This window comes from Periweissella cryptocerci (assembly GCF_004358325.1).
GTDB lineage: Bacteria > Bacillota > Bacilli > Lactobacillales > Lactobacillaceae > Periweissella > Periweissella cryptocerci.
Genome location: NZ_CP037940.1, coordinates 1,937,607 through 1,956,108, shown reverse-complemented (window position 1 = coordinate 1,956,108; position 18,502 = coordinate 1,937,607). Strand labels below are relative to the sequence as shown.

At 42.6% G+C, this 18,502-nt stretch carries 12 protein-coding genes; 3 read left to right on the top strand and 9 right to left on the bottom strand.

Annotated elements, in window-relative coordinates:
- Positions 1-492: 492 nt before the first annotated feature.
- Positions 493-1,896, bottom strand: a complete 1,404-nt coding sequence (locus EQG49_RS08595; RefSeq protein ID WP_133363605.1) for an MFS transporter — start codon at positions 1,894-1,896, stop codon at positions 493-495.
- Positions 1,897-2,076: 180 nt separating this feature from the next.
- The gene (locus tag EQG49_RS08590) at positions 2,077-3,009 is read right to left on the bottom strand and encodes an alpha/beta hydrolase (protein WP_133364557.1); all 933 of its coding nucleotides are present in this window, start codon (positions 3,007-3,009) and stop codon (positions 2,077-2,079) included.
- Positions 3,010-3,309: 300 nt separating this feature from the next.
- Here EQG49_RS08590 and EQG49_RS08585 point away from each other — a divergent pair, with 300 nt between their 5' ends.
- The 3 genes from EQG49_RS08585 to EQG49_RS08575 are packed head-to-tail and all read left to right on the top strand — an operon-like array spanning position 3,310 to position 6,400.
- Complete coding sequence (locus EQG49_RS08585) at positions 3,310-5,118, top strand: M3 family oligoendopeptidase (RefSeq protein ID WP_133363604.1); 1,809 nt, start codon at positions 3,310-3,312, stop codon at positions 5,116-5,118.
- Positions 5,119-5,142: 24 nt separating this feature from the next.
- On the top strand, positions 5,143-5,550 hold the full coding sequence (locus tag EQG49_RS08580) for a helix-turn-helix domain-containing protein (RefSeq protein WP_133363603.1): 408 nt from the start codon (positions 5,143-5,145) through the stop codon (positions 5,548-5,550).
- A gap of 13 nt (positions 5,551-5,563) precedes the next feature.
- On the top strand, positions 5,564-6,400 hold the full coding sequence (locus tag EQG49_RS08575; RefSeq protein ID WP_133363602.1) for an SAM-dependent methyltransferase: 837 nt from the start codon (positions 5,564-5,566) through the stop codon (positions 6,398-6,400).
- 480 nt (positions 6,401-6,880) lie between these two features.
- Here the strand turns inward: EQG49_RS08575 and EQG49_RS08570 are convergent, their stop codons facing one another.
- From EQG49_RS08570 to EQG49_RS08540, 7 genes are all read right to left on the bottom strand, one after another.
- A complete protein-coding gene (locus EQG49_RS08570) occupies positions 6,881-8,266 on the bottom strand; it encodes an APC family permease (RefSeq protein ID WP_133363601.1) in 1,386 nt (461 codons plus the stop codon).
- A gap of 506 nt (positions 8,267-8,772) precedes the next feature.
- Positions 8,773-10,659, bottom strand: coding sequence for a M13-type metalloendopeptidase (locus tag EQG49_RS08565; RefSeq protein WP_133363600.1), 1,887 nt, complete (start codon positions 10,657-10,659; stop codon positions 8,773-8,775).
- A gap of 71 nt (positions 10,660-10,730) precedes the next feature.
- A complete protein-coding gene (locus EQG49_RS08560) occupies positions 10,731-12,617 on the bottom strand; it encodes a M13 family metallopeptidase (RefSeq protein ID WP_133363599.1) in 1,887 nt (628 codons plus the stop codon).
- 97 nt (positions 12,618-12,714) lie between these two features.
- A complete protein-coding gene (locus EQG49_RS08555; protein WP_133363598.1) occupies positions 12,715-14,526 on the bottom strand; it encodes an oligopeptide ABC transporter substrate-binding protein in 1,812 nt (603 codons plus the stop codon).
- A gap of 1,088 nt (positions 14,527-15,614) precedes the next feature.
- Complete coding sequence (locus EQG49_RS08550) at positions 15,615-16,562, bottom strand: ABC transporter permease (protein WP_133363597.1); 948 nt, start codon at positions 16,560-16,562, stop codon at positions 15,615-15,617.
- A gap of 18 nt (positions 16,563-16,580) precedes the next feature.
- Complete coding sequence (gene opp4B, locus EQG49_RS08545) at positions 16,581-17,540, bottom strand: oligopeptide ABC transporter permease (protein WP_133363596.1); 960 nt, start codon at positions 17,538-17,540, stop codon at positions 16,581-16,583.
- Position 17,541: 1 nt separating this feature from the next.
- Positions 17,542-18,498: an ABC transporter ATP-binding protein gene (locus EQG49_RS08540; RefSeq protein ID WP_133363595.1), complete on the bottom strand. Its 957-nt coding sequence runs from the start codon at positions 18,496-18,498 to the stop codon at positions 17,542-17,544.
- Between the last annotated feature and the right edge of the window lie 4 nt (positions 18,499-18,502).

Genomic DNA, 18,502 nt, shown 5'->3' with positions numbered 1-18,502 from the left:
CTTATCTAGCGGAGTGACTGAAAATCACATTGTGGCCGCCAGGCTTTACACCGAAATGGGACGTGACACCATGTGTCAGGTTTGTCGCTGAGGGTAGAGCCGACCGGGCCTTATTTGTCCAGCGTAGCTACAAATGTGAGCAGTCTTTTGGCTTTAGCCATTAGACTGCCAGCTATCCCGAATTGCCCAAGACAGACATTCAGCCTGGAAGGCTAATCTAATCGGTTTTTGATTAGATTCAGTTGTTTGTTGAAAACAAACTGCTGGAATGTTTTGCGTTGCCGTACCTCAGGCATAAGCACGTGGCTTGGGCATGTGCTTCCATCTCGGTGCACAATGTGATTTTCAGGCACGCAGTGGCATCATACATCTCATCACATTTTATAAATTCCACGTCAGACGAAATTGAGCCAATTATTCTTACTTGGAATAAAGCTAATCACGAAGAAAAAGATATTCGTGATTGGCCACGCAATCATCAATAGTCCTAGCTCACTTATTTGAATATTTAAAAATCTTACTCAAGAAGACAAAATTCACTAAGCCAAGACACATTAAGAACATCCAGGCTTTGACGCTCCCAAAATACGCCACCGTATCTGGTGCGCCACTCCCTGTCGTCATGAATAATGACATTACCGTTGTACCCAGTGCACCGGCAATTTGCTGTGCGGTATTAAAAATTGCATTGCCGTCTGGTCGGATTTCTGCTGGTAATTGGCGCAAGCCATTGGCCATTGAATTACCAAATATCATACTACGTCCCAACGTAAACATGAGATACAAGATTGTAATTACCCCAGCAGACATATAATTACCCAATAACACAAACAAGGCGAAGGTCACTGTAAAAATCCCATTACCTAGATAGAGTGGCTTACGTGCACCAAGTGTATCTAACATCCGTCCAAAAGCTGGCGCAACCAAGGCACCAATCAAACTCCCCGGCAATAACATTAAGCCTGCAAATAATACTGACATCCCTAAAGCGATAATACCAAAGTTTGGTAGCATGAAATTTAGGCCCAGATTAGAAAACTGAATGACCATATAAATCAAAAGGCTGTAAATAAAAGCCTTATGCTTAAATACTTGTACATTCAAAAACATCTTCGTTGCCACTTGCGAGCGCTTAATAAATATCGTCATTAAACCAATTGCAATCAGGAGTGGCACAATAAATTGGATCCCAATCCCACCATATTCACCAATTGAAGCGAGACCATACAACAAAGCGAAGTACGTTCCACCTAGTAGCCCAAAACGTAAGAAATCGAACTGGACTGGCTTAGCAATTTTAGGCTGCGTAGTCGCAATGTTGCGTAAGCCAATGACAAAAGCAATCAAAGCAACTGGAATTAATACCCAGAAGATATAGCGCCAATTAGCATAATATGTCATGGTTCCACTAACGGTCGGACCAAATGCCGGTGCCATCTGCAGAATCATTGAGCCAATCCCCATAAATGTTCCAATCCGGCTTAGTGGCACACCCGTCAAAATAATATTGAACATCAACGGCATTAATAACCCAGTTCCGACACCTGCAATAATCCGTCCAACCAATAAAATAGCAAACGTTGGCGCCAATGCTGAGGTGCAAACCCCCAGCAGAAAAGCAATAAATCCCATAATGAATATTTTTCGCGGCGCTAAAATGGCTTTGAAATATGCCGAAGTCGTCATAATTAGTGACACGGCTAATAAATAAGCGGTCGTCACCCATTGCACCGTGGCAATATTGATCTGAAACTCTTCCATAATTGTCGGAAAAGTCACATTCATTGATGTGCCACTCATAATTCCCGCAAACGACATGATGCCGGTTGCGACGATGGCTAAGATAACTTGCCGTGGGACTTTAACTTTCGGAACATTTTTTTCTGTCTGCGCCAAGTATTTACTCCTCCATCACTTCCTAAAATTCTCAATTGACAGCAATTTTGCTAGTCCCGTGAATTTCACCTTTTGCTATTCTAATGAACAATTTTGCCTAAACTGTGAAAAAGCTCGGCAGATTTTAATTATCTGCCGAGCTTCACGTTATTCACTTACTACATTTAAATTTGTCAGCACTTATTTATCGTACTTTGCCAAGAAGGTAGCTACTTTGGCTTGGTAAACCGCGGGATTAGTTTCAAATGACTTCGCGTGTTTTGCACCCTTCACAATCCATAATTCCTTAGGTCCCTTAGTGGCAGCGTAGTTTTTGTAAACCATCTTAGTTGGCACAAAATCATCTTTTGCCCCATGAATAAAGAACATTGGGCGCTTATTTTTGTGTAATTGCTTAACGGAACTAGCTTCAAAGTAACTGTACCCAGCGCGCACCTTTGAAATTGCGGATACAATGTTTACCAATGGGAACCCAGGTAAGTTGTATAATTCCCCAGCTTGGTACGCCGTTTCGTTGTAGACGTTGTCGTAACCACAATCTTCAATGAACGCTTTCACGTTACTTGGCAGCTTTTCACCAGACGTCATCATCGTGGTTGCCCCACCCATTGAGACCCCAAACATAATAATATTCGAATCTCCATTCTTTTGGATAACTTGGTTAATCCAGCGAACGTAATCTTTACGGTCAGTCCAGCCATAGCCAATCAAGTTACCTTGCGAAGCACCGGCAGCCCGATCATCTGGGATTAAGACGTTGTAACCGAGACGGTGGAACATTTCCCCGTATTCGGCCATCTTTTCCTTATTTCCGTCAAATCCATGAGCAATCACGGCCGTTTTATTCGTCGTCTTAGCAGCTGGCACATACCAAGCATCCAACTTCAAACCACCTGGTGTCGTTTGGTACCAAGTTTGCTTCTTAAGTTTTGAAAATGATTCCCGATACGCATAGGCAGGGTTAGACTTAGCCATTGGCGTACTATTAATAAATGACTTTGGTGCCCGGACTTCAGCCACATGGAAGAAATACATCCCCGCCGCAAATAAAATAACGACCAAAACACCAACAATACTTGCTATCCAAATACAAACCTTTTTACCAGTGCGCATCTTCTTTTTTCCCTTAGCCACAATCTCTATCCTCACTTCAATAATTTCTATGTTTTTGTTATTTAATTGCTGCTAATTCCGTGGTGCACCAAGTGATTTACCGGTACGCAGTGGTAGTAGCCTTCCCTGTAAACTATCAAAGCTACTAATTATTAAATCCATGCACGCTAACTAATTAACACCATTAACAATATAATGGATAATTCTACCACTATTCGTTTATTAGCGCCATGTTTTCCCAAGCCTTAATAATATTAAAATGTTATAATAATACTTATATATACGATGGAGGAACCATACATGACCTACTCACAAAACTGGGATCTTGACAGCATTTTCCCTGGCGGTGTTGATTCACCCCAACTTGCAGATAAAATGAGCTTAATTGCGCTGCAAATTCAAGATTTTAGCACAACCATTCAAAATTTTGATGTCACAGCTGACGCACCAGCATTTGCCACCTTCGTTGCGTTAACTAACGAAGCCCAAACTATCGAAGCCGGCTTATTACAAGTATCAGTCTTCGTGAGTGCGTTGATTTCTGATGATTTCTCAAACACAAATTTAACCGCTAAAAATGCCGAAGTCGATAACTTAAAAGCGCAATACGCTGATCCTTCAGCAAAATTCAAAAAGCTGCTAGCCAACATCGACGCCACCAATTGGGCGGCCATTATTGCGATTCCAGCGTTAAAGGAAATTGTTTTCAACTTGAACGAAATGCGCCAAGAAGCCGGTGAACTCCTCGATGACGCCACTGAAAACTTGATTACGCAACTCGAACTTGATGGTTACTCAGCTTGGAGTTCCCACTATGACACAATTGCTGCTGGCTTAAGTATGCCTTTCACTGATGAAAATGGGGTTACGACAACCATTTCAGCTGGGCAAGCGTTAAACCACTTAGAAGGTTATCCCGATGCCAAAGTTCGTGAAAACTTACTCGCCGGTTACGAAAAAATGTGGGGCGATGCGGAAGGCTTAGTGGGCGATACATTGAACCACCTTGCTGGCTTCCGTTTGACTAACTACAAAGCTCACGGCACTAAAGACTACTTGAAATTACCATTACACTTAAACCGGATGAGCCAAGCAACGTTGGACGCGATGTGGGATACTGTTTCTAAGAACAAAGAAATGTTGAAAAAATATTTCGTACGGAAAGCCCAACTCATGGGTAAAGAAGCGCTCGGATTCCAAGATATTTACGCGCCCATCCATGCTGGTGACTTTGAAGCTAAGGACTTGAGCTACGACGATGCCGCTGAATTCATCATGGCTAATTTCGCCAAATTCTCACCTAAAATGGCCGCTTTAGCTAAGCGGGCCTTTGAAAACAACTGGATTGAATCAGAAAACCGCCCCGGAAAACAACCCGGTGGTTATATGGAAGCGGTCCCTGAACTTGGCGAATCACGGATTTTCTTAACGTTCACTGGTTCGCCAAATGATGCCTCAACGATTGCCCATGAACTTGGTCACTCATTCCACACTTCAGTCTTAACTGACTTACCATTTTGGCGTGGTGGCTATGCGATGAACGTCGCCGAAACTGCATCAACATTTGCCGAACTCGTGGTAAATGATGCTAAACTGCAAGCCGCAACTTCAGATGCTGAACGCGTTACTTTGTTAGACGCCAAGCTAAACAACCCCGTCGCAATGATGATGAATATTCATGCGCGTTACTTGTTTGAAAATAAATTCTACAAATTACGCCAACAAAAGCTGGTCACCCCAGCTGAATTAAATCAATTAATGACCGAAGCCCAAGAAGAAGCCTTTGATGGCGCGCTCGACAAATTGCACCCACACTTCTGGGCAAGTAAATTGCACTTCTACATTGATGATGTACCTTTCTATAACTTCCCTTACACATTCGGGTTCTTATTTAGTTTAGGAATTTATGCTCAGGCACAAAAGACCGAAAACTTTGAAGATCAATACATCGCCTTGCTTCGAGATACTGCCAACATGTCAACCGAAGACCTTGCCCAAAAGCACCTCGGCGTTGACTTAACCAAGCCAGATTTCTGGCAAGCTGGTGCTGACTTAGTCGCTAAGGACGTCCAAGACTTCTTAGATGTCACTGAGCAATTTGTAAAATAACCAACAATCATTAGGAGGTTCACTATGTTCCCAGAACGACTACGCGCCTTGCGCCGTGGACGGCATATTACTTTAGAAGTCCTTGCCGAGGCTTTAAATGAACAGCTTACTTCAGACGAAAAGCCTAATACCTCATCGCAGATTGGTAACTGGGAACGTGGTATCCGAACTCCTTCCTATATTGAAGTCCGTAAGTTAGCTGAATACTTTAACGTTTCACTAGACTATCTAGTTGGTAAAATCGATCACGAGGAAATTGATATTGCGATGCTCTTCTTATCAGGTAGTCGGTTAACTTTTAACCACGAACCACTTGATAATCAAGATCGCTATGAAATTTTCCAACTAATCGATGGCTATGTCCACGGAAAAGCTGGCCGCGATGCCATTATTCCAATCGATCACCAAGAAGAACTCGATTTGTTCTCATAATAGGTCATAATTAATGAATCCAAAACAACTCAAGAAATTAAAAAAACAAGTTAAACAAAGCGTGGTGAAACCCTACATTGAACAACTCCAATATTTTGCGGATTTGTATAGCGACTACCCACAAATTAAATTACTGATTAACAATGCGCTCCAAGCAGATCGTTTAATCAGTCAGAAAATGGCGCCACAACCATTACCACCTTTACTATTACCAGATGATATTCAAAATACCATCTTCACCAAGCTGGCCGCAATTTATCCTGCTGGGGATGCTCAAGGTGATCTTGAATGGGATAAGCTCTCAAGTGGTTTACCAAAGCTCGATAAATTATTACGGGACTTCCGTGATTACTTATCCACAACTTATGGCATGTGGGCGTACACCAATTCAAGCTTCTTAGGCGATTTAAGCACTTATACCGCTGGTGGCAGCGTCTTGGAACTAATGGCAGGTAACGGTTATATCTCGGCTGGACTACGCGCGCGCAATCCCAAACAAGTTGTCTATGCGACCGATGATACTAGCTGGAAGCAAGAAAACGCGACTGGTGCACAGCCTGTCACGCACATCGAAGCGTTAGATGCCCTTGCAGCCCTTGAAAAATACGGGGCAACGGTCACTTACATCATTATGTCATGGTCACCAGATGGCGTGACCATCGATGTGGATGTACTAAACACCATTCGTAATCAGTATCCCGCGGCTACTTTCATCGTTATTGGCGAAAAAAACGGGGCAACCGATTCAAAGGAATTCTGGCAAACCGCTTCGCTCGAGGAAATCCCCGAACTCAATGCCCATTACCACACCTTTGATTTGATTGATGAACGCGTCTATTTAGTGAAATAGTGTTGCTTTATTACGTCTGACGTGGGATTGAATAAACTTGGTCACTACGTGTCAGTAAATTACTTGGCGCACCACGCTGGAAGCTCATGTTCAAGCCAAAGTGCGGTCTTGAACAACTCGGATAAGCTGGGACCCTAGGGGAATAAATCCCCAAGAGTCCTCATCTCATCCTCAGCGGCGACATGTGTTACACACATATCACCCCAGTCGCGGTGTAAAGTCTGCGACCGCCAAGTAATTTACCGACACTCCGTTAGTTAGGAATAATACTCAAACTAGCGAAAGACAGTTACCAACCACAGAGCACAGTAGCATGAAAAAATAGAACCAATAGTAACGTTATGAGTTATCCACTTGTGGAAAACCTCTAGCGCTATTTTTATCCACAAATCCACTTATCCCCAGGCTATCCACTTGCAAAAAAAAATCCCGATTTCTCCTTATCATAGTAAGGTAGAAATCGGGATTTTTAATATATCGTTATTCTGTAACAGCTTCTTCTTCATCATCTTCAAGATTACGAATTTCACGCACGAAACCATCGCGCTTTTGTTGCCGCTTTTTCCAGTAATACACTGGCACACCCAGCAAGACGAATCCTAATGAAAGTAGGACACCTTCGACATCGGTAATCACTTCGTTATATAACACGAAGACCGCACCAACAATTGCCACAATTGGTGTCAGGGGATACAACGGCACCGTAAACTTACTTTTATCCACGCCTTCACGTTTCCGTAATAGGAAGATACCCACGAAAATCATCACGTAGAAAACATACACGATGAAAATTGCTTTGGCTGATAACCAGTCGGCATTTGAGAAAACAATCATAAATAGTGCAATTCCCATGGTTGCCAACGTAGCGTGCGTTGGGGCTTGCGACTTCATATTCAAGTAACCCAATTGCTTGTGGAAAGGCAATTCGTGGTCACGCGCCATCGCAAACATTAACCGTGGGAATGACATTAACTTACCGTTCATTGCCCCAGCAATTGAAATAATAATCCCAATTGAAAGAATTTTCCCGCCTATTTGACCAAAGGCTGATGTTACTAAGTATGGAATCGCATCATCCCCCTTAGTTGCAATCACATCAACATTAACAGACTTGAAAGTTGCAAATGTTACTAGTACATACACAACTATGACCGCAAGAATCCCGAAGACAATTGCTTTTGGCAACATTTTGCGTGGGTTCTTTAGTTCTTCACCTAAGTTCGTAACTAAAATCCAGCCATCGTAGGCGTACAAAGTTCCTAACACTGCCACCCCAAAGTTACCAACGTGCTCTTGGACAACTTGGACACTTTGACCAATGGCGTGTTGATCACCGAAAAACAGCCCGAAGACAATAATTGCTGTAATCGGAATGGCTTTCCCAATCACGGTAACAATGGCAAATGTTGCCCCGAAACGGTTGGCCAATAAATTCAAGCCACCAACTAATAACACAACCACAATCGACAATGGTAGTTGCCAAGCATGATTAAAATGGAAAAATTCTGCTAATAAAATTGCTAAATATACACCTAATGATGCAATCATCGCTGGACCGTAGACAATTACTTGCATCCAGCCCGATAAGAAACCCCAAAGTCGGCCATAGATATGTTCCATGTACGAATATAATCCACCAGCGTGCGGCATTTTTGATGCAATTTCAGCGACACTTAGGCCAGCTGTTAACGTGATTACCCCACCGATAATCCACGCGAGTAAAGCCATGGAGGTGGAACCAGTTTCCTTCAAAACTGTTGCTTGTCGAATAAAAATCCCTACACCGATAATCGTACCGATAACTAGAGACAACGCTGAAGGCAGACCTAAGTCGCGGTTCAGTTTGACACTTTTTTTGTCACTCATGGCTTTCTCCTCACCTATTTTTTGATTATATTTTAATAATAGGTTTACTCGCTTCAACTGCAGGTTTAGAAAACTTAGCTTCCATCATGATGCGAAAAGCAAATTTCGTGGCACGTAGTAAAAGTAAAAAGTTCAACACTTGAATTAATAGCACTAGCGCTGTAGTTGCAAAAGCAAAGTAAAATTAAAATATGATTATGATTTTAACATATATTTTCAAGGAATAGCACTTTTTTCTCAAATAAAAATATGAATTTTCAATATAAAATTATTATATATATAATATTAACTTCCTAACATAAAACCGGTCAAATTTCTTTTAGTCACCAAAATAAAAAGGACGGCAACGGAATCCCATTCGTTCCGCCCATCCTTCAACATTAAATGTACTATTTATTGTAGCGTGGGATTCTCAATTTTGTACTTTTGTTTACGAGAATTTTTCCTAACTAACGGAGTGGCCAATTTTACTTAATTCCACGTCAGACAGCATAGAGCTCACTAAATTACCAGATATGCATACGCTCTTGCGGCGCGCGCCACATTGCATCCCCAGCTTTGATATCGTACGTCGTAAAAAATTCGCTAAAGTTACTTAACGTAATATTAACCCGGAGCTGGGCTGGGCTATGCACATCCACTGCTCCACGTAAGCGCCAATAGTCTGGGGTTGCCTGCTTGCGCCAAATGCGGGCAAAACTTGCAAAAAATGGTGCTAAATTGGCATCACTACCCATGACATTTTTTAACGCTGCTAGGGCAACTGTGACGCCGCCGTTATCAGCTACATTTTCTGCCAACGTTTGCTGGGCGTTGACGGTCACGCCATTTGCCACTTGCTGCTCAAACTGTTTTTCCAAAATCAGCGTCCGCTTTTTAAATGCTTGATAATCCGCTGTTTGCCACCAATTGCTCAAACTACCCGTGGCATCCAGATGCGATCCCTTATCATCTAAGGCATGCGTCATTTCATGGGCAATGATTGTCCCAATTCCACCATAGTTAGCCGCCACATCTTGTTTTACGTCGTAGAATGGCCACTGTAGGATTCCTGCAGGGAATACAATCTCGTTACGCGGCCCGTCGTAATATGCGTTTACGCGGTGCGCAGCCATGTGCCACGCTGCCTTATCGACTGGCAAATCAGCCTTAGCAAAATACGCTTGCCGTTTTATCGCCCGCAGATTTTGGACATTAATGTAATAACTTGCGGTCACATCAACGGTTAATTGTGCATAATAACGCGGTAGTTGCGTTGGTGCCCCAACTCTTACCGTCATCTCCGCCAGTTTCAATCGCGCTTGTTGCTTAGTGTTTGCACTGAGCCAGTCATTAGCTGCCAGTTGATCTTGATAGGCAGCGCTGATTGCCGTAATCATTGCGGTCACATTTTCGTGTGCCACGCTACTAAAGTGCCGCTGAGCATACATCATCCCTAACGCTTCACCAAAAATATCATTGACCACTTCAAATGCCGCTCGCCGTGGTTCAACTAATGCTTTAGCCCCCGTTAAAGCTAAATTGTATTGACCACCTGCTTGGCGTAAACTTTCCGATAAGTACGGCGTTGCATTAACTAGTGCCTTAATCAACATCCAACTTTTAATCAGTGGAAAAGTCTGTGGATTAACCAATTCATCGAAGTTCGACCAGTAACGCTGTTGCTGAATGACAACTTTAGTAACTTGGTGGCCAACTAATTGTGCCGTCAGTCCACCTAAATCAACAAACTGACTATGCGTATTAAAATCAGCCAATGTCGTGGGGTGATAATGGTTCCAAGGATCATCAGCTTCCGTGGTTGTCATAATTGCCGCCGAAAGGAGCTTGTCAAACACGAGCGCATTCTCAATCAGCTTACCAATATCCGTATTTTCAAAACCAAACCGCGCGAGCACATCAAATGCTTGTTCAATCCAGCTTTCAATTAGGTGTTCTGCTTCAGGGTTATCATCGACGTAATACGCCGTGTCTGGCATAATCGTTCGTGGTGCATCAGCATACAAGACATGGATGTTCGTATTTCTCATGTCAGCGGCAACATGAAAGCTAAACGGCGTACTGACATCAGCAAAAATAAATTCTGCTGCCTGTTCCTGTAACTCAGCTAAGTCGCGTAACTTGAGAATTTTTTCGGCCATTGGTTGCACTGGAAATGGACCATCATCCTCACGGCGTTCATAATCAAGTGCGATTGCATATAATTGTTTGGCTCCTTGGAGTGCAAGATGATCTTCATTATTATCAGTCAAGATTGCCTGTACTCGCCGTTCATTTTCAGCGGTTAAATCACTAAAGCTCCCACGTTGGACTTGGTCAGGTGCTAACTCAACTTCATCTAGCCATGCTTGATTAATCGCTGTGTAGAAATCATCTTGGATGCGTACCATCATTCATTACCCCGCTCGCGATTCATTATGTACGACAAACTAGCCCCGTGGGACTAGTTGCCATTAATTGTATTTTACCAGATTTGGACGCGGTCTGCTGGTGCTCGCCACATACCATCATCTGCCGTAACGTTAAATGTTACAAAGAAATCTTCAAAGTTAGAAACTTGGACATTTGCCCGTAATGGTGCGGGTGCGTGCACATCAACCGCCGCCATTAACTTCATGAAATCATCATTGGCCTTGTTACGCCAAACCGTTGCCCAGTTACCAAAGAAGTCCGCTAAATTAACTTCATCTTCACCCTTGGCAGCTTCAAGCGCCGCACTCATACCACCAACGTCAGCAACGTTTTCAGAAACCACCAGGTGCCCATTAATTTTGGCACCACTAATTTCCAAACCGTCAAATTCGTTAATCATTGCTTCAGAGCGTTTTTCAAAGGCCGCAAAATCTTCGTCGGTCCACCATGAATTCAAGTTACCTTTTTCATCAAAGCGCGCCCCGTTCGTGTCAAATGCGTGTGAAATTTCATGCGCAATCACCGCACCAATACCACCATAGTTCGCTGACTTGCTTTGTTCTAAGCTGTAGAACGGTGCTTGCAAGATAGCGGCTGGGAACACGATAATGTTGTGGAATGGGTGGTAATACGCATTTACCATATCTGCCGGCATTTCCCATTCATCCGTATTAGGCTTTTCTTTAAATTGGGCAAAGGCATGCCGGTTATCAAATTCGCTAAACTTCAACGCATTGTCGAGCAAGCTTGCATCTTCGTCCACAATAAATTGTGAATAACGGGCTGGAATCTTGTCAGGGTACCCAACGTTCAAACCGATTGTTGATAACTTCAAGACTGCCTTTTGCTTCGTTGCTTCACTGAGCCACGTATTTTGAGCGAGGCGGTTTTCGTACACCGCAATCATCTTCTTAACCATGTCTAAGACATCAGCTTTGGCCGTTTCACCAAAGTACTTACGACCATAGTAATCACCAACAACTGGATCAAACGCCCCATGTGCCAAACGTAAAGCGGCTTTTTCTTGGCTCGGTGCGGCTTCAGTACCACTCATTGTCCGGCCAAACACACCAGCTTCTTGGCGCATTTCTTCGCTCAGGTAACCGGCAAATGCCCGCACCGTTTTCGTGATAAATGAAGCTTTCATCAAACTAAAGTTTGCTTCGTTAACAATTTCATCATAGTGATCCCAGAACTTCACTTCACCAACATTCACGATATCTGGTTCACCATCAACTAAGGCCTTAAAGAACGTTGCTAAGTCGAGGTTCTTAACCTTCGCTGTAAATTCATCAAAAGCAATTGGATTGTAAAGTTTCCAATAATCACTCTTTTCTTCATTTGAAAGAACAAATGGGACAGCTAACTTATCGAAAGCTACCGCATCGTCAGCCAGTTTAGTTGCTTCAGCTTCATCATAGCCAGCCATGACCAATAACTTAACGGTTGAAGCAGCCCACACTTTAAGTAATTCAGGGCCTTGTTCATTATCATCGGTGTAGTAAGTTGTATCAGGTAGGATTTGACTAAATGAACCAACATTCAAAATGTTACGTTCCGTGTTCTTCATATCTTGGTCAACGTAGGCTGGTACACCAGTTGGCAAACCTTGGAAGCTGAAGCTCAACAAGTTAGCTTGCAAGTCTTGCAGGTTATTGAGCGCCGTCACCTTAGCTAACCAAGGCTTCAAAGGAACAGCCCCATCAGCATCCCGCTTCGTCCAATCACTAGCGAGACGGTAAAATTTAATAAACTCACCCATCAAGCCCGCGGGTGTTTCACCATCGCGCATGGCACCAAAATCAGCCAATTCGGTTTTTTCAATCTTAATCCCAAGTTCATCAAATGAACCAATCCGGGGACGATCACTTGGAATTTCAGTTTCAGCCAACCATTTTTCATTAATCGCTGTGTAAAAGTCATCTTGCAGTCGTGTCATTATTGTTCCTCCATTTGAATTAATTAAAAAAAGGAAGTTGGACGTATTTGTCCAACCTCCTTAATTATATTACTTATTTATCTAAAGTAATGCGAAATTACTTAGTTTTTGCAGCTGACACCGCGATATCTGCCCAACGAGTTTGGTCAGAAGCGTGTGAGTTAGTCCAGCCAATTACACGTTCGTTAACTGGGAACCAGTCAAGTGAGAATGAAGTTGGGATAACTGCAGCTTGATCTTGCATGTATTCTTGGTACTTATCAAATGCTTCCTTACGGTTTGATTCAGTCAAGGCAGCTTGGCCATCAACGTTATCAAGTAACTTAGTCAATTCAGGTGTAGTGAAGTGACCGAAGTTGTATGGAGCACCCTTTGAGTATAAGTCCATTTGTGAAGGATCAGATGATACTGACCATGAACCACCCATCAAGTCCCAATCTTGGGCTGTACCAGTTGTCATAACTTGTGCCCAAGTGTTGAAGTCTTGTAAACGATCGTGGTACAACGCAACGTGCACACCGATCTTCTTCCATTGTTGGATGTAGTTTTGTGCAACGGCTTCAGCATTTGAGTTACCTGAACGAGCAAAGTAAACCAACTTGAATGGCTTGCCATCCTTGTCTAAACGGTAACCGTCGCCTTCTTTACCTGATTGCCACTTGTAACCGGCCTTATCAAGAATTGAGTTAGCCTTCTTAAGATCCAATGGGAAGCCCTTGACATCCTTGTCATTGAACTTTTCAAAGACAGGCACGATTGTTGAGTTGGCACGAGTTGCAAGACCGTTGTTGAACTTCTTGTTAACTTCATCAACGTTCATTGCGTAACCCATTGCTTGACGCAAGTTCTTATCTTGAACTGGAGTCTTACGATCCATTACGTTTTCACTCTTCTTGGCGTCAAAGTGACCCAAGTTGAATGCCATGTATGAGAATGAAAGTGATTGTTGACCAGTTTGCACGTAGTCAGTAAGCTTTTTAACATTTGGGTAAGCAGTTGATGGTGCTTGGTACGCAACATCATACTTCTTAGCCTTCAATGCTGCGGCTGCAGATGAAGTTGACACAACAGATGTCGTGATTTGCTTGAGCTTAGCCTTTGAGCCGTAGTAGTATTCGTTTGGTACATATGTTACTGATTGACCAGCAACGACCTTAGAAACCTTGTATGGGCCGTATGAAAGTGGTGCTTGACGAAGTTCCTTTGAAGCAGCAAGCTTCTTAGGTTGGATACCCTTCAAGTAGTGGTATGGTTCAGCAGATTCGAGGTAGTAACCTGAACCAGATTGCCACATACCAGGCGTCATCTTGTCGAATTGAATCTTCAATTGGTTACCGTTTTCACCCTTAGGATAAGTAAGACCTGAGATAGTCTTAGTTTTACCCTTGTTGAAATCAGCTAAACCTTTAATGTTAGCAAGGGAATCAGTATAACGTGATGAACCGTAATCTGGGTTAGCAGTCAATTCATAAGCAAATTCCAAATCCTTGGCAGTAACAGCCTTACCGTCTGACCACTTCAAGTCTTTGTGTAAAGTAATAACAGCTGTCTTGCTTGCCTTATCAAGTTTAATGTCAGCGGCACCACCGTCAACAATCTTGAATGAATCATCAGTAGCAAAGATTGAACCACCAACGGCAGTCAAAGGTTCTGCTAAGTATGAATCAGTTTGTGAATTTGATAATTCAGAAGCAAAGATTCCTTCAAATGGAGTATCTTGTACCATCGCAACATTCAAATTACCATCTTTAATGGCCTTTGCCTTGTTGTCGTAAGCGACCTTCAAATCACCAACAGTGGCAGTAGATGCCTTTTCGTCTGATGACTTGTTGCCACAACCTGCAAGCACTGCTGAGAACAATGCTGCCGCAGTTACAAATCCTGCGAGATATTTTGTAGATTTCTTCATAATTGTAAATCCCCTTGCTTTCCTACATAAATTTAATGTCCAAATAATTCGCCTTGTTTAAAGTTGAATTTTCCTATGAGATTTATATTAGCAGAGAAATTTTAATGTTGCAATGGTTTTTTAATACAATTCTCACTTTATTCATATTTTATTCAAACATTCACATTAAATACGCTTTCATTTACCAGCTTTTTGTTCTTCTACTCCGTTTTATCCTACAAAATGCCCATCACAGGTCGATATTCTTAAAATGTGAAGATTCTAAGAAGATACTAAATATTAGAATATTAGTAAATAAAACATTCTTCCATGTTAGTGGCATACCTAAAGAACCAAGCCGGAGTGCCACGGACTGTTAAGGCGCTATTTATTCCACCGTGGAATTTGGATATGTGTCTCAGATTGATTCCCACTACGAGGCTGGAACCAGTCTGGACACCGTGATGGAAGACAAGCATTTGAAGCCACAGTGCGGTCTTCAAATGTTTGCGAAGCTTGGTTCGCTAACGCGGTAACCATCTTCACAAATCCATAATCTGTAACGAAACCCGTTACTGATTATGCCATCACGGTGCGAGCTAAAGTCCAGCCTGGTTCCAGCCTCTTCGTTAGTTTGAGCAGGCAATCTGACTAGTAATATGCCCGCAATCCTTGTCGCTGCAAGTTTAGCGGTAATTAATAATTCCACGCTTATCTAGCGGAGTGACTGAAAATCACTTTGTGGCCGGCAGGCTTTACACCGAAATGGGACGAACCTGACACCACGTGTCGGGTTTGTCGCTGAGGGTAGAGCCGACCGGGCCTTATTTGTCCAGCGTAGCTACAAATGTGAGCAGTCTTTTGGCTTTAGCCATTAGACTGCCAGCTATCCCGAATTGCCCAAGACCGCCCTTTGGCTTGGGCATGTGCTTCCATTCTCGGTGCACAATGTGATTTTCAGGCACGCAGTGGCATCATACATCTCATCACATTTTATAAATTTCATGTCAAACAGAACAGAACGAAAAAAGCACCAGTAACCGTATAAGGGCTACTGGTGCTTTATCGTGCCATCAGCTAAACATAGCTAATCGACATTAATTTTGTTATTAACCTAAACGTTGACGTGCATCAGCCGTCCGACGGAGTACTTGTCCAACGAATGAGATACCAACGGTAATTACGATAATAAGTAAGGCTGCTGGTGCCCAAACGTATGGCTTAGAAGACAAGACATCTGGGTCAGTCGCAGCTGAGATCATTGTCCCAAGCGATGGCGTACCATTTGGTAAACCGAAGCCCAAGAATGACAATGTAGTTTCAATCCCGATGTTACCGGCGAAAGTCAAAGTTGAATCAACGATGATGATTGATGCCAAGTTAGGCAAAATTTCGCGGAAGATAATCATGAAATTACTTGAGCCAGAAGTTTTTGATGCGCGCACATAGTCACGATCAGCTTCTGATAACACCTTTGAACGAATCAAACGTGTTGTCCCTTGCCATGAGAATAAACCAATAATCCAGATCAAAGTCCATTCATTGTACTTAGTAACAATTGATACCAACACGATGATAATCATCAAGAATGGTAACACTGTCCAGAAATCAATGATACGCATGATGATTGTATCAACGATTCCGCGGAAGTAACCAGTAACCGTTCCAATGATAATCCCAAAGAATTGACCAATTAAGGTAATCATGAAGGCAATCATCAATGAATTACGGGCTGAGGCAATTAACATGCTAACAATGTCACGACCTTGTTCATCAGTTCCTAAAAGGTGGCCATCAGTACCAGGTGTCAAATATTGATCCATGATGCTAACAGACGTTACGGTTTCCTTTGAGATGAAGAATGACCAGATAATGATTGTCAAAAAGATGACAATCAAGAGAATTGCAGCGACGAGGGCTGTTTTATCTCGTTTAAATTCACGTATGATTGTGCTAATACCAGAAGGAGCACTAACAACCACATCTTTTTCGTCAACTTCTTTAATAGTTCGTGGTGTATCTACTAAAGTTTCGTTTTTTTCTTGTTTTTCAGACATTGATTTATAGCCTCCTTTCTATTCGATACGAATTCGTGGATCAACAATACTCATGATAATATCTGAGAGTAATGAACCCAACAATGCTAAGATCCCAGTGAACAAGACAATGGCGGTAACCACTGAATAGTCACGAGTAACAATTGAAGTTAAGAACAATTGACCCATCCCAGGATATGAGAACACATTTTCAACAACCACTGAACCACCGATTAAACCAGTAATTTGGAAACCAGCAAAGGCCGCGATTGGTAACAATGAGTTACGGAAAATGTGACGTGAGTAAACCTTGTGTGTTGGTACACCTTTGGCACGTGCAGTCCGCACATAATCTTGTGATTTTGAATCAATAATTTCTGAACGTAAGTATTGAATTGTACTTGTTGTCCCAATAATACCCGCTAAAGCAGCTGGTAAAATCATGTGATAAATCCGTGAGAAGAACTCTTGGATTAATCCAGTTGCATCGGGATTGATTGTCCCAGCGGTTGGGAAGATTCCTAATTGGTAACCAAAGAAGAATAAACCAAGCAAGAACACAACGAATGATGGCACACCGAAAGTGATAAAGTTAAAAATCACAATCCCGCGATCGCGACGTGAACCTTCAAAACGTCCAGCTGTCATACCCAAAGGAATGGCAACTGCGTAAGAAATAATCAACGTCAACAATGAAAGCCAGACAGTATTACCAATCCGGTTACCAAGAATTGTGGCAACGGGTTGCTTTTGTGCATAACTTTGACCTAAGTCACCATGGAACAAGTTTTGTACCCAGTGCCAGTATTGTGTGTACCATGGGTCAAATAACCCAGCCGCACGCTTCAAAGCTTCGACTTGCTTAGGGTCAGTGTTTGGTCCGATTGAACCTGAGAAAGGATCCCCAGGCATCAACTTAGCAAGCATGAACACTAAGGCTGACAAAATAATGATTTGCGGAATCATAATTAAGACCCGCCGTAAAATTGTTTTCCACATATTACTTAGCGTCTCCTTCCGTAGTTGCTTCAGGTGAAGATACCCAGTGCGTTGGTGAAATTTGGTGCATTGGGTAAGCTAAACCATCTTTGTCGTAGAATTGACTACGATCTTCCTGATATTGCTTTTCAATTTGTGCCCGTTCAGCTTTATTTTCTTCACGGTTAGCGATATCAATTTGCGGAATCGCTGAAAGCAAACGTTTTGTATAAATGTGTTGGGGGTTCTTATAAATATCATCTCGAGTTCCGAGTTCAACGAACCGGCCGAGGTGCATGATGGCAATATTTTCAGTCATGTGACGAACAACACCCAAGTCATGTGAAATGAACAAGAATGAAATACCTAATTCTTTTTGAATCCGCTTCATGAAGTTCAATACTTGCGCTTGGATTGATAAATCCAAGGCTGAAACTGGTTCATCAGCAACAATCAATTTAGGATTAGTGGCAATCGCACGGGCGATACCAATCCGTTGTCGTTGTCCACCAGAGAATTGGTGGGGATATTGGTACATTGCGCCAGTGGATAAACCAACAATGTCCAACAATTCTGCCACGCGCTTCTTTTCAGCAGCTTTATCAAGACTTTCAAAGTTGCGAATTGGTTCTGCGATAATATCGTAGATACGCTTCTTAGGATTCAATGATGACAATGAATCTTGGAAAATCATTTGGACGTCCTTGTTGTACTTCATCCGACGACGTACTGCTGGCTTAGTAACATCTTGCCCTTGGTAAATGATTTGGCCACTAGTGACCTTTTCCAACCCAACAATTGCTTTACCAATTGTTGACTTACCAGAACCTGATTCACCAACCAAACCGTATGTTTTACCCGCTTCGATTTCAAAAGTTACACCATCAGCGGCGTAAACGTAGTCCGATACCCGGTTCCAAAAACCAGAACGAATTGGGTAGTGGACTTTTAAATTTTTAATTTCAATTAATGCACTCATTTAA